Source organism: Rhizobium sp. R635, assembly GCF_002211285.1.
Classification (GTDB): Bacteria; Pseudomonadota; Alphaproteobacteria; order Rhizobiales; family Rhizobiaceae; genus Rhizobium.
On record NZ_LOKX01000036.1, the window covers coordinates 151,353 to 163,547 of the forward strand.

Genomic DNA, 12,195 nt, shown 5'->3' on the forward strand with positions numbered 1-12,195 from the left:
CGCTGGGGAGAAGGGACCAGGCCGCACGACCATCCTTTCAACCGAAATGCCAGAGGGACCGAGGCGCTGCTACGATTCCGCTTCTCCCCAGCGGGGGTCCGAAGGACGGGCGAGACCCGTGGCTCGCCCCGGCGGATGCCGGCAGGCAGATGAGGGGGCCGCACGGCACAACTTTCATCGTCTGGCCTCGGCGAGCGCAAGCGAAGAGCAAGACCTCGACCCTGCCCTCTCTCCAGCCCTATCCACCCCCACCAATCGCCCGCTCCGCAAAGAGCTGCAAAGTATTAATCGCGCCGTAGATCCCACGGCCGCCGTAATAAAAGCTGCTCCACAGCAGCACGCTCAAAACAAAAGCTGCAATGAACGCCCAGAATTTCACGAAAAACGTCTTTCTTGTGCAGCCAGACTTATTTTATATTAGAAATACATACTACATTAACCAAGCAGCGCAAATAGAAATATTCAACCACAGGATTGCATGGCCGCAATTGGCCGGCGGCACGTCAAAGCGTCCGCCAAAATGGCCGCCACGGGCTGGAGAAAGCCGGTTCGCCTCTTATTTTCAGCCAGGAGACCGGAAACGACGAGCAAAGGGACCCACGCCATGCTGAACAAGAACACGATCTGCCTCTGGTACGACAAGGACGCCGAGGCTGCCGCCCGCTTCTACACCGAGGTCTTTCCCGGCAGCGCCATGGGCGCCGTCATTCGGGCGCCGGGAGATTATCCGGAGGGCAAGCAGGGAGAGGTGCTGGTCGTCGAATTCACCGTCGCCGGCATTCCCTGCATCGGCCTGAACGGCGGCCCTTCGATCAAGCACAACGAATGCTTCTCCTTCCAGATCGCCACGGAAAACCAGGAGGAAACCGACCGCTACTGGAACGCCATCGTCGGCAATGGCGGCCAGGAAAGCGCCTGCGGCTGGTGCAAGGACAAGTGGGGCGTCTCCTGGCAGATCACCCCGCGCGTGCTGAGCGAAGCGCTGAAAGCAAGCCCCGCCGAGGCCAAGCGCGCCTTCGACGCGATGATGACCATGCACAAGATCGACATCGCCGCGATCGAGGCGGCCATGCGCGGCTGAGGAGTGCCGCAGCCTCGCCCATCGACGCAGCAAAAAGCCCCGCCAATCATTGACGGGGCTGTTTCTGCTGAAAATCGATCGCAACAGATCCTGGGAGAATCAATATTTGCTTTCTGCCAGGCCAAGCTGGCGTGAAGCTTGCGCCGCTGCCGGAACGCGCGGGCGCTCCAGCGAGCCTCATCTGAGACGCTCCGACAACACCCGCTCCCTCAATCGCCGACCGTAAATCCCCATGAGGACGGATCGATCAAATCCGCCGGCGGGGTCATCTCCTTCAAGTCGACCGGCCGGCGTCTGGCATCGACCGCCATGAAGGTCTCCGTCGCGCCCGATCCGTCGAAACCGATGAACTTCAGCGGCATGCCCTCCGGCGTCGTGCATTCCGCTATGCCGACATTTTTGGTGGCCGGCTTCACAATATCCGATTTCAAATGGAACCACGCGCAGTCCGTTCCGCGATGCGAGGATGGCCGCTTCATATCGACCCGCTCCGATATCTTGTCGAAGGCGGTGTAGGGATAGTTGGACGCGCGCGGCGAACGGCGGGCCTCGAAGCGATGCTGGTCATCGGTGGTGGAGACGGCCATGCCCTGGTCTTCCAGCTCGTTCCAGACCTTGAACTGCACCGCCCCGTCAAGATCGCGGCGTTCTTCGAGCCGCCATGGATAGTGCCTGAGCAGCCTGATTTCCGCCGTGCCGTCGACCTTCCTCAATCTCACTTCGAAATCGGCGCGATCCGCGGGCTTCTCCGGATAGTCCCGTTGCGGCTTCAGCCAGAAGGCCGGCTGGAAGATCCTCTTCGGCGGCCTGACGTCGGCCGCCGCCACCGACCCGCGCTCGAGCTTGACCAGATCCGTGCCGTTCTCCGCTTCGCAATCTGATTGACTTCAGGAGAAAAGCAATATTCATTCAAGCGAAAGTTGAGGATTTAAAGTGAAAAACGCCTTTATATACTTGATATTAGCAGCCACGACGATTCCGCTTTCGAGCTGCACGACCACCTCCGACGGCTTCCGCCGGCAGTCTCAATCGATCACCGCCCGTAGCGGCGTCAGAACGCTGGTCGCCAAGAACTGGCACATCGACGACGATTGCCGCCACATCGATTACCCCGCCATTGACATCGTCGAACAGCCCAAACACGGCCGCCTCGAAATCGTGCACGAACCGCTCTTCCCCAAGCTCGTGGGAAAAGTCTCGAAATGCGAGACGACCAAGGTCAATGGCGTCGTCGGTTATTACACTGCTGACAAGGGCTACACCGGCAGCGACAGGCTCGTCATCCGCTCGCCTTATGAAGAGGGGAAGACGGAAGAAGGTGTGCTCAGCGTGACGGTGGTGAAGTAAGAGGCGCCGGATGGATGCAAGAAGCGATGTTGGCGCGCGTCCTTCGAGGCTCCAGTCTTCGGCCTAGGGCGGGCGCGCCACCATGTCAGCGCATCCGCCCTTCATTCATATCGGCCGGATCGTAGTTGATGTCCCAGTCCTTCTCCGGCTTCTTGCCCGGCGGGTTCTTGTTCACCGTCGCGTCCTCCGAGCCGGTGATCACGGTCGGCTTGGCGCTGGCCACGCCGCTGGCTTTCCGGTCGGCGCGGGATTTGGCGAACTGGCCGGCTGCGTCTTTTTCGGGATTGGCCATCTCATTCGCCTTTCTGCTTCAGCGCGTCGGAAATGTCATTCGTTTCGGGGTCGCGATTGTTTTCGCCTTGCGCGTCGCGGTTCTTGTCCGGGTCGTCCTTGGCTTTGAGGTAGCCGCGCGGCCTATTGCCTTTCGGCCCTTCCCAGCGGGGCGATTGATCGGTGGTGCCCGCAGGCCCGTCCTTGGGGGTGGTCATGCCCATCGTCGTTTCTCCTTGGTTGTGGAGGGAAAACCGCGAAAGCCGGGAAGTGTTCCGGCAGAAAATATGGAACAGTCTCGGCCCCCATCGGTTGGTGAAAGGTCGCAAACCTCGAAAAAGGAGCCGAAGATGAGCAAGACCAACGTTCGTGAACTTCAAAAACGCGCCGAACAGCAGGTCCGGAACACCAGCGCCGGCGGACACCTCGGCGGCACCTATTTCGGCCAGCAGCCGGACGGCAAGACCACCTCCGACACCACCAACGACAGCGCCAAGGCGCGGCCGAACGACGGGAGCAATTGAGACGCTCCGTCATTGAACGGCAACCCCTCCGCCCGAGATCGAGGGGCAGGATCTTGACGATGACTGGGGTGCGAGCGCGGCGCGCCATGCGCTGGCGAAACGTGGGATTAGGGGGTGAGGATTGTTTACACGTCATCTGCCTTTCGCTTGCCGCTCACCGAAGCTAGGCAATGAAGGGTGTGCCGTGTAGCCCCCCGGGGCGAGGCCTCAAAGCGCGCGCCGCAGCGCTGCTATTTGCATTCACTGAGATTGGTACACCCGCCTCACCTGGAGGCCGCTAATGAACGCCAACCTCTCCTCCCTCATCCCTGGGCTTGTCACAGGGATCCAGCGCGCCCAAGTCCTTGGGCGCGGAAGACCCTCTTCATCCCAATTGAGTCATTCACGGCGCGGACGCGCCGTGGCTGGATTCCTGTGACAGGCACAGGAATGAGGGAGTTTGGAGAGGCGTTCCCGCCCATGCCTCCACCTCATGACCTGCCGCACTCTCCACCTTCCCTCATGCTGAGGTGCGCAGCCCGCAAGGGCGGAGCCTCGAAGCACGCGCCGCAGCGCTGCCCCAAGGCAGGAGCACCTCACTCGTTAATATCAGGCTCCACCACCTTGGCGAGGTTCCGCAGCGATTCCTGCCAGCCGAGATAGCAGGCTTCCGGTGGGATCATGTCGGGCACGCCGGCCTGGGTGATATCGATCTCGGTGCCGACCGAGACCTTCTTGAGGATCACGGTGACTTCCATTTCGCCCGGCAGGTTCGGATCTTCGAACTTGTCGGTGTAGCGGACGCGTTCGCCGGGAACGAGTTCGAGGAATTCGCCGCCGAAGGCGTGGCTTTGGCCGTTGGTGAAGTTGCGGAAGGACATGCGGAACGTGCCGCCGACCGAAGGCTCCAGATGGTGCACGGTGCAGAGGAAACCGTTCGGCGGCAGCCATTTGGCGAGCGCGTCGGCCTCGATGAACGCGCGGTAGACCTTCTCCGGGCTGGTCGCGAAAACGCGGTGCAGGCGTATGGTGCTGGGCATGGTCGTGATCCTTTTGACTGGATGGAATGGACGAGCCTAGGACGCGGCAGGCTTGGCCAATCCGACACCGGATCGACTTTTTCTTCAAGAAAAATTGCGTAAGGGCGCGCGGGAGCCAATTCCGGATGAGCGACGCATCGTCCCCGCGCACCAGCGTATTTGAAGCGACAGCCCAGGGCTCTTCAAGCCGCGGCCTTTTTCTTCAAGGCGGCGAGCAGCGTGCGCGCGCCCTCTTTCGACGAAGCCGGGTTCTGGCCGGTGATCAGCAGCCCGTCCTGGACGACATGCACGGCCCAGTCTTCCCGCGAGGAGAACTTGGCCCCCTGGTCCCTCAGCTCGTCCTCCACCAGATAGGGAACGACATCGATCAGGTGCACGGCGTCCTCTTCGGAATTGGTGAAACCGGTCACGGTGCGGCCCCTGACGATCGGCGATCCATCCGGCGCCTTCACGTTCATCAGGATTCCAGGCGCGTGGCAGACCAGTGCCACCGGCTTTCCCGCCGCAAGCATGGTCTCGATCAGCGACAGCGCGTGGCGGTCGTTGGTCAGATCCCAGAGCGGGCCATGGCCGCCGGGGAAGAACACGCTGTCATAATCGCCCGCGCGGATCTCGGAGAGCTTCATGGTGTTGGCAAGTGCCGCCTTTGCGGCCGGGTCGGCTTCGAAGCGGTGCGTATCGTCCGTCTGGAAGCCCGGCTCGTTGCTCTTCGGATCGAGCGGCGGCTGGCCACCCTTCGGCGAAGCGAGGCTGACATCGACGCCGGCGTCCCGGAAAACGAAATAAGGGGCGGCGAACTCCTCCAGCCAGAACCCCGTCTTCCTGCCGGTATCGCCCAATTGATCATGCGATGTGAGAACCATGAGAATTTTCATTGCTCAGCTCCTTCGTCCCGGATCGCGGACAAAACCATCGGCGTCCGGTTTTACGGTGAATACTGCCTGCAGATCTCATGCTAGAACGGGCAGAACCATAAACCCGAGGCCTCTGCGGCACAAGCGGTTCGGGGTGATGTTACGGTTGGGGTGTGCCGTGTGGCCCCCTCATCCGACCCTACGGGCCACCTTCTCCCCGCTGGGGAGAAGGGACTTGCCGCAACGTCTCGATCCCCTCTTCTCCCCAGCGGGGAGAAGGTGCCCGTAGGGCGGATGAGGGGGCTACACGGCACACCCTCTCCTCTCAGCCAAGCAAGTCACAACCCCACCAGCAATCATAGGCCACTCTCCAACACCGCATCCATCCTAGCCAGCCGGGCCACCCGACGCCGCATCCAGAAGCCTCCCGGGCTCGCCGCAACCGCAGACGGCGTGACCTGGTCGAACCTCAGCCTGATCCGCCGCCGCTCCGCATAATCCGCCCCCAGGATCGCCGACAACACGCCGCGCTTCATACGGCTCGCCGCCCGCCGCGCGATCAATCTCGCCAGGAAGGCCGGCTCGTTCCCCAGGATGGCGAGCGCCGGCCCGGCGGCCAGGCGCAGGTTTTCGGCAAGCAGATACTGGTGCAGCGCATATTTATGAGCGGCGATCGTCGCACTTCTGGCCGCGTAGGGCGAAAGCTGAGGGGTCGTGGCGAGCGAGCGCCTGATCACTTCGGCCAAAGCATGCGCCATCTTGACATAGTCGGACGACATGCTGCCGGGATGTTTTCGATAGCCGAGCAGACGCTCGGGCACGCATTCGATCCGGTAGCGGGCGGCGAGCCTCAGTTCGAAATCGAGATCTTCGCAGCCGCCGATGCCGGCGGCGGCATAGGAGCTGTCGAAACCGCCGATATCGAGCGCCGCCTGCCGGCGCACCAGAAGCGCGCTGCCGTTGCCGACATATTTGAAGGTCAGGTGCCGCGCGAAGATATAGCCGCGCGCCAGGTGGGAAGGCCCCGGGCCGACGATCTCGTCTTCGAGGTTGATGAAATGGTGCAGCACATAGACCGCGGCCCAGTGAGACGGCAGGCGCTCGAGGCTCTCCACCTGCTTTTCGATCTTCGTCGGATGCCAGAGATCGTCCGCATCGAGGAAGGCGACATAGGCGCCGAGGGCGGCTTCCAGCCCGGTATTGCGCGCCGCCGCCACACCGCGATTCTCGGTGCGGATGAGGCGGATCCGTCCATCCTGCATCACCGCGCGCTCGACCAGACAGGCCGTGTCGTCGGTCGAGCCGTCGTCCACCACGATGATCTCGAGGGCCGCATATGTCTGGGACATGGCGGATCGAAGCGTGCGCTCGATATAGGGCGAGGCATTGAACGCCGGAACGACCACCGAAACCAGCGGCGGCATATGAGGCGTTGCTCCGATCGACGTCACAGCCCGGTCCTTCTCGAACGACATGGCGATGCCCGCCGGCGGCAGGCATCACGTCAGCATCCGCGAACGCAGCCGATTGGAGCCGCTTCCCTCGATCCTACTCTTTCCTCACAAGCCGGAGAAGCTGCCGAGATCCGTATTCTTGGCCTTCTGCTGGCGGGGATTGCGGGCAGCCATCTTGCCGGGCTTGGCGGCTTTGGACACCATCTCCTCCCTGAACCAGTCGAGGGTCTTGGCGACACCTTCCTCATAGCTGATCTTGCAGGACCATTCCGGCATCACATACTTGGCGTTGGTCAGGTCAGGCCGCCGGTTCGTCGGGTCCTGCGGCGGCGACGGCTTGAAGACGATCGGCACGCCGCCCATCAGGCTGGAGACATATTTGGCGACCTCGAGTACCGAGATCTCGCGGTCGTTGCCGACGTTGAGCGGTCCCCGGTAATCGGTCTCGTTCATCCAGAAATAATGGGCAAAGCCCTCGGTGATATCGTCGACATACCCCCAGCTGCGCGATTGCAGCCCGTCGCCGAAGACGGTGATCGGCCGGCCGCTCAGCGCCTGGGTGATGAAATTGGAAACGGCCCGGCCGTCATCCGGCCGCGTGCGCGGCCCATAACAGTTGAACGGGCGCACGACCCTGACGTCGAGGCCTTCGGTGCGCTGCAGCTCGAACAGCAGCGATTCGGTGCAGCGCTTGCTTTCGTCATAGGAAGAGCGCGGCCCGGTGCAGTCGACCTGGCCCTTGTAGCTCTCCGGCTGCGGCGAGACCAACGGATCGCCATAAACTTCCGAAGACGAGGTGAAGCAGAAGCGGCCGCCCTTCTTCAGGAGGTCGAGCAGGCGGAAGGCGCCGAGCAGGTTTGCCGCAATCGTCCGCTTCGGTTCTTTCATGTACCAGGGCGGCGAGGCCGGAGAAGCGAAATGGTAGATCTCGTCGAATTTCTCCGATGTCTGAAGAGTTTCGGCGTCGGAGCGGACGAAATGGAACCGCGAATCCTTGATGTGCGCTAGATTCTCCGCCCGGCCGGTCCAGAGATTGTCGACGACGACGAGCTTTTCGATATTGTTGCGGCGCAACAGCTTGTCGCACATGTGCGAACCAATGAAACCAGCCCCGCCTGCTACTAGAACTCTCTTCATCACGTGCCCCTGTTCCTCATCTGCACAGCCTCATGCAAATATAAAACAATGTCGAACCAAACAGTCCACGCCTCATGATTTAACTACAATGTGGTATAATTCCGTACCTGATAATTTTTCTTCACGGGATATCTACAACCACTGCAAGATCAAATCAGACGATCGGAAAATGCTTAACCGGGCGCGACCATATTATTATCGTCGCATGCTGTCGTCAGACGTTAGTCTGATATCGATACGATTGGAAGACTTGTTTGGTTCTTGGAAGATCGGACCAAAGGCTGATGCGAGTTTGGTTGGGGCGCGGATCACCGTCGGCTCTCCTGTCCCCAGGATCGTCCGCACGAGATCGGCGTGATGCACTGCAGCAACATCGGGATGGGAGCGAGGCCGGCTCTTCAGCTGATTGATGCCGACCTCGCGGAAGATCGGATTGAGCGGATCGGCGGAAATGGCGTGGTTTGAACGATGCCGCATTCGCCGTCGGATCACGCGGGACGTGCTGGCATGACATGATGATGGAGCTTTGAGGGCGGCGGGCGGAGGCAACGGTGTGCCGTGCAGCCCCCTCATCCGCCTGCCGGCACCTTCTCCCCGCTGGGGAGAAGAGACTCGGAGCAACGTCTCACCCTTCTTGAAGCTCTCTTTTAGAAACGAGGACAGGCGGCTCGCGCCCCCTCTTCTCCCCAGCGGGGGTCCGAAGGACGGGTCGAGACCCGCGGCTCGACCCCGGTCGGTGGCCCGCAGGGTCGGATGAGGGGGCCACACGGCACGCCTTCTATAATCGGCGCCTTCCAACTCGAACCATAGAACAGTTGGTTCAAGCCGCCTTCTCCACCACCACCTCGCCCATCGCCTGCGGCCTGCCCAGCAAATACCCCTGCGCCTCATCGCACTGCTCTTCGAACAGCGTATCCAGCTGCGCCTGCGTTTCCACGCCTTCCGCCAGCACCGGGACGTCGAGGCTGCGGCCGAGGGCCAGGATCGCCCTCACGATCGCCTTCGATTGGGCGTTGCTTTCGACCTCGGCCATGAAGCTCTTGTCGAGTTTGATCTTGTCGAAGGGGAAGGAGCGGAGCGTTTCCAGCGAGGAGTAGCCGGTGCCGAAATCGTCGATGGCGATCGAGACGCCGAGCGACTTCATCTCCCGCATGGTGGCGAGCGCCTTGTCCTTGTCGATGATGATCGAGCTTTCGGTGATTTCGATTTCCAGGCGGCGCGGATCGAGGCCGGTTTCGGCGAGGATGGCTGAAATCACCGCCGCCATGTCGGCATGGCCGAGCTGGACCGGCGAGAGGTTGACGGCGATCTTGTGGCCGTTGTTCCAGCTCGCGGCCTCGCGGCAGGCTTCGCGCAGCACCCATTCGCCGATCGGCAGGATGGCGCCGCATTCCTCGGCAAGGCCGATGAAATCCATCGGCGGGATGTTGCCGCGTTCGGCGTGGCGCCAGCGCAGCAGAACCTCGTAGCCGGTGATTTCTCCCGTCCGCACCGATTTCTGCACCTGATAGTGCAGATGCAGCTCGTTGCGGTCGATGCAGGCCCAGAGATCGTTGGCGAGAGCGCGGCGGCGGCGCGCGGTCTCGTCCATCGCGGCCTCATAGAAGCAGACCTTCTGCAAGAGCGATTGCTTGGCGCGGTACATGGCAAGGTCGGCATTGGCGAGCAGCCCATCGACGCTCTCGGCATCGCTCGGATAGATCGCAACACCGAGGCTCGCGCCGGTCTTGATCTCGAAGCCGTCGACGGAGACGATGCCGCCGAGCGCGCCTTCCAGGCGGGCGATGAAATCATGCAGCGCGCTCAGATCGTCGAAGCGCTTGGTCGCGGCGAATTCGTCGCCGCCGAAACGGGCGATGAACTCGCCCTCCTGCAGCGCCTCGCCGAGACGGCGCGTCAGCTCGACCAGCACCATGTCGCCGGTGCCGTGGCCATGCTGGTCGTTGACCTCCTTGAACTTGTCGAGATCGATGCCGATCACCGCGACCTTGCCCCTCACCCGGTCCGCGACCATCAATTCCTCGGCGACGCGCTCGCCGAACTGCAGCCGGTTCGGCAGGCCCGTCAGCCCATCATGCTTGGCGAGGAAGGCGACCTGCTCTTCGGATTTCAGGCGATCGCTGATGTCCTCGAAGGTCACGACCCAGCCGCCATTCGGCAGCATGTTGACATGCTGCTGGATCGACGTGCCGCTCGGATATTTGTGCACCGCGCTGCCGGCCCCACCCCGGATCAGCGCCATGTTCCTGATATAATGCGCCTCGGCCCGCGCGGCCGCCTCCACCGCATCCTCGGTGTTGGCGGCATAGCCGATCTCGACGATCTCCCTGTAGTGCATCCCCGGACGCACCGACCCTTCGGGGAAGCGGAAGATTTCGAGATAGCGCTTGTTGCAGAGCACCAGGCGCTCGCCCGCATCGAACATGCAGATGCCCTGCCCCATGTTTTCCAGCGCGACATCGAGATTGCGGGTGACTTCCTCGATCCGGTCGGCATCCGCCTTCTGCTTGCTGTTGTCCTTGGTGATCTTGGCATAGCCGATCAGCGCGCCGGTTTCGTCACGGATCGCGTCGATGACGACATAGGCCCAGAAGGAGGAGCCATCCTTGCGGTAGCGCCAGCCCTGGGCCTGGAACTTGCCTTCCCCGCGCGCGATCGCGAGCGCCCGCTGCGGAATGCCTTTCCGGCGGTCTTCCTGCGAATAGAACAGCGAGAAATCCTTGCCGACGATCTCATCGGCCGTGTAGCCCTTGACGCGCTCGGCGCCCGCATTCCAGTTGCTGACCTTGCCATTGGGATCGAGCATGTAGATGGCGTAATCGGTCACACCCTGGACGAGCAGCTTGAAATTGCGCTCCACCTTGGCGGTCTTGGCCTCCGAGCGCACGGCGAAGATGGCCGCCGCGAAACCGGCCGCCAGCAGCGAAAAAGTCACGGCGGCGATCGTCACCACCATGATCGCGGGCGAAATCAGCGTCGCGGGATCGAGCGCCTCGACGCCCGGCGTGACGGTAACGCCGGCCATCGCGGTGAAATGCAGGGCGACGACGCCTGACGTCAGCAGAACCGTCGGCGCAAGCCCGCGCAAAAACGACCGCTCGCCGCTCCCCGCAAACCGAAAGGCGGCGACCGAAAAACCAATGCCGAGAGCGATCGACGCCGCCACGAACTGCCCGTTCCAGGCGATCTCTCCCGGGAATTCGATGGCCAGCATGCCGGAAAAATGCATCGAGCCGATGCCGGCGCCGAAGAGCACGCCCGCCAGAATATTCGCCATCCGCCTGTCATAGACGATCTTCGCCGCCACCGCCCCCGTCACCGCCACGATCGCGACCAGCAGTGAGACCAGCGTCAGCCCGGCATGATACCCGACGACGACACCGGGATCATAAGCCAGCATGGCAACGAAATGCGTCGCCCAGATCCCAAACCCACCCGCCGCCCCCGCCGTCAGCAGCCACACCCACCGCGCAACACCGCCTGATGACATCGCCCGATCGAGCAGAACCATCGCGCAGTGGCTGGCGAGAAAGCAGATCAAACCCGCAAGCCCGACCAGCGAAAGATTATGCTGCTCGGTGATGCATGTGAGCACGGTGAACATGGAACGAGACCCTCGATTTGCGGTCACGCTATGGGGCGGCCGCTTAAGGAAGGTTGAAATGAAGCGGGCGATGAGTGCGGAAATGCCGGTGTTTGGGAGGGTTGAGCGTGGGGTTGTGGGATTAGGGTTTATGGTGGGTGTCTTGGTATGGTGAATGGATTTTCGACTGACGCGGCGGGCGGGAGCCCGCGAAATATGGCTTGTTCGATCTCCCCAATTTCACCCAAGCACTGTGGTAGCGGACTTGGATGAGGGAATCTGGGATGTCGATCTTGCTAAGAAATCTGTCGCTACTGGTTGGAATAACATTGGCGGTACCAGCCTTTGGCAATTGCCTAACCGCCAATGAGACCAAACAGGGCGTGCTGCTGACCAGAGAAGCGCCTTTCTATTCCGTCTTCTACAAGCCGGACGGCCCGGGTCTAACCGAACAACGGCTGATGGAGCGCGACGGTTCGCTGCAGCCGGTGTCGGCTGTCTATGTGCACCCCCTGCTCGTCGAAAAGAGAGTGAGTGCCAGCGGAACGCATGAGCTGAAATACGCGAATGCGATTGCGTTGGACGATCTACCACAGAAGAAGAACTGGCAATCCGGCACCACGCTTTTCATCAATGGCAAAAAATCCGATTCGGGCACGACTTTTATTCGGTTCGACGGCTTGGGAGAGGAAACGATTGCATCTTGTTCCTACAAAGTCTGGGCCATCAACAGCCGTCTGAAACTGTCGGAATTGCCGCCGATTATTTTCGAACAATATTATTCCCCCGAGCTTAATCTCGTTCTTCGTTCGGTGAGGTTGAGCACCGCCAACCAGCCGTTGAGTGAGATTCGATTTGATCGATTCGAAGTTGGCTGGGGCAACTAGGGGGACATTCTGTCCCCTCTATCATCCCAGAAAGCTTGC

At 61.5% G+C, this 12,195-nt stretch carries 12 protein-coding genes and 1 pseudogene; 4 read left to right on the plus strand and 9 right to left on the minus strand.

The genetic code is table 11. The features are described from left to right. Positions 1-607: 607 nt before the first annotated feature. The gene (locus tag ATY78_RS26620; RefSeq protein ID WP_088685362.1) at positions 608-1,081 is read left to right on the plus strand and encodes a VOC family protein; all 474 of its coding nucleotides are present in this window, start codon (positions 608-610) and stop codon (positions 1,079-1,081) included. A 209-nt stretch (positions 1,082-1,290) separates the two neighbouring features. On the opposite strand, the gene ATY78_RS26625 is transcribed toward ATY78_RS26620, so the two are convergent. Then, the gene (locus ATY78_RS26625) at positions 1,291-1,908 is read right to left on the minus strand and encodes a hypothetical protein (protein ID WP_088685282.1); all 618 of its coding nucleotides are present in this window, start codon (positions 1,906-1,908) and stop codon (positions 1,291-1,293) included. A 127-nt stretch (positions 1,909-2,035) separates the two neighbouring features. Here ATY78_RS26625 and ATY78_RS26630 point away from each other — a divergent pair, with 127 nt between their 5' ends. Next, positions 2,036-2,428, plus strand: a complete 393-nt coding sequence (locus tag ATY78_RS26630; RefSeq protein ID WP_245313636.1) for a hypothetical protein — start codon at positions 2,036-2,038, stop codon at positions 2,426-2,428. A gap of 85 nt (positions 2,429-2,513) precedes the next feature. Here the strand turns inward: ATY78_RS26630 and ATY78_RS26635 are convergent, their stop codons facing one another. Next, entirely contained in the window at positions 2,514-2,720 is a 207-nt protein-coding gene (locus ATY78_RS26635) for a hypothetical protein (RefSeq protein WP_088685284.1), read from the minus strand. 1 nt (position 2,721) lies between these two features. Beyond that, complete coding sequence (locus tag ATY78_RS26640; RefSeq protein ID WP_088685285.1) at positions 2,722-2,922, minus strand: hypothetical protein; 201 nt, start codon at positions 2,920-2,922, stop codon at positions 2,722-2,724. Positions 2,923-3,048: 126 nt separating this feature from the next. On the opposite strand from ATY78_RS26640, the gene ATY78_RS28675 reads away from it, so the two are divergent. Beyond that, positions 3,049-3,222, plus strand: a complete 174-nt coding sequence (locus ATY78_RS28675; RefSeq protein ID WP_088685286.1) for a hypothetical protein — start codon at positions 3,049-3,051, stop codon at positions 3,220-3,222. A gap of 575 nt (positions 3,223-3,797) precedes the next feature. Here the strand turns inward: ATY78_RS28675 and ATY78_RS26650 are convergent. The 6 genes and pseudogenes from ATY78_RS26650 to ATY78_RS26680 form a co-directional block, all read right to left on the minus strand. Then, a complete protein-coding gene (locus ATY78_RS26650) occupies positions 3,798-4,241 on the minus strand; it encodes an SRPBCC family protein (RefSeq protein WP_088685287.1) in 444 nt (147 codons plus the stop codon). A gap of 182 nt (positions 4,242-4,423) precedes the next feature. Beyond that, the gene (locus ATY78_RS26655) at positions 4,424-5,116 is read right to left on the minus strand and encodes a type 1 glutamine amidotransferase domain-containing protein (RefSeq protein WP_088685288.1); all 693 of its coding nucleotides are present in this window, start codon (positions 5,114-5,116) and stop codon (positions 4,424-4,426) included. 335 nt (positions 5,117-5,451) lie between these two features. Beyond that, positions 5,452-6,570 (minus strand): glycosyltransferase family A protein, encoded by a 1,119-nt coding sequence (locus ATY78_RS26665; RefSeq protein ID WP_245313637.1) that lies wholly within the window; start codon positions 6,568-6,570, stop codon positions 5,452-5,454. An 84-nt stretch (positions 6,571-6,654) separates the two neighbouring features. After that, entirely contained in the window at positions 6,655-7,686 is a 1,032-nt protein-coding gene (locus tag ATY78_RS26670) for an NAD-dependent epimerase/dehydratase family protein (protein ID WP_088685291.1), read from the minus strand. Positions 7,687-8,028: 342 nt separating this feature from the next. Further along, positions 8,029-8,139, minus strand: a pseudogene (locus ATY78_RS28360) (isopenicillin N synthase family oxygenase); the annotation flags it as partial. 367 nt (positions 8,140-8,506) lie between these two features. Next, entirely contained in the window at positions 8,507-11,290 is a 2,784-nt protein-coding gene (locus ATY78_RS26680) for an EAL domain-containing protein (RefSeq protein WP_088685293.1), read from the minus strand. 263 nt (positions 11,291-11,553) lie between these two features. Here ATY78_RS26680 and ATY78_RS26685 point away from each other — a divergent pair, with 263 nt between their 5' ends. Next, positions 11,554-12,156 (plus strand): hypothetical protein, encoded by a 603-nt coding sequence (locus ATY78_RS26685; RefSeq protein ID WP_088685294.1) that lies wholly within the window; start codon positions 11,554-11,556, stop codon positions 12,154-12,156. Positions 12,157-12,195: the final 39 nt, after the last annotated feature.

What these genes read in the sequence shown, in the direction of transcription:
- ATY78_RS26635 (WP_088685284.1), bottom strand. Translation starts at nt 2,720, where the DNA reads ATGGCCAATCCCGAAAAAGACGCAGCCGGCCAGTTCGCCAAATCCCGC.
- ATY78_RS26640 (WP_088685285.1), bottom strand. Translation starts at nt 2,922, where the DNA reads ATGGGCATGACCACCCCCAAGGACGGGCCTGCGGGCACCACCGATCAA.
- ATY78_RS28675 (WP_088685286.1), top strand. Translation starts at nt 3,049, where the DNA reads ATGAGCAAGACCAACGTTCGTGAACTTCAAAAACGCGCCGAACAGCAG.
- ATY78_RS26650 (WP_088685287.1), bottom strand. Translation starts at nt 4,241, where the DNA reads ATGCCCAGCACCATACGCCTGCACCGCGTTTTCGCGACCAGCCCGGAG.
- ATY78_RS26655 (WP_088685288.1), bottom strand. Translation starts at nt 5,116, where the DNA reads ATGAAAATTCTCATGGTTCTCACATCGCATGATCAATTGGGCGATACC.
- ATY78_RS26665 (WP_245313637.1), bottom strand. Translation starts at nt 6,570, where the DNA reads ATGTCGTTCGAGAAGGACCGGGCTGTGACGTCGATCGGAGCAACGCCT.
- ATY78_RS26670 (WP_088685291.1), bottom strand. Translation starts at nt 7,686, where the DNA reads ATGAAGAGAGTTCTAGTAGCAGGCGGGGCTGGTTTCATTGGTTCGCAC.
- ATY78_RS26680 (WP_088685293.1), bottom strand. Translation starts at nt 11,290, where the DNA reads ATGTTCACCGTGCTCACATGCATCACCGAGCAGCATAATCTTTCGCTG.
- ATY78_RS26685 (WP_088685294.1), top strand. Translation starts at nt 11,554, where the DNA reads ATGTCGATCTTGCTAAGAAATCTGTCGCTACTGGTTGGAATAACATTG.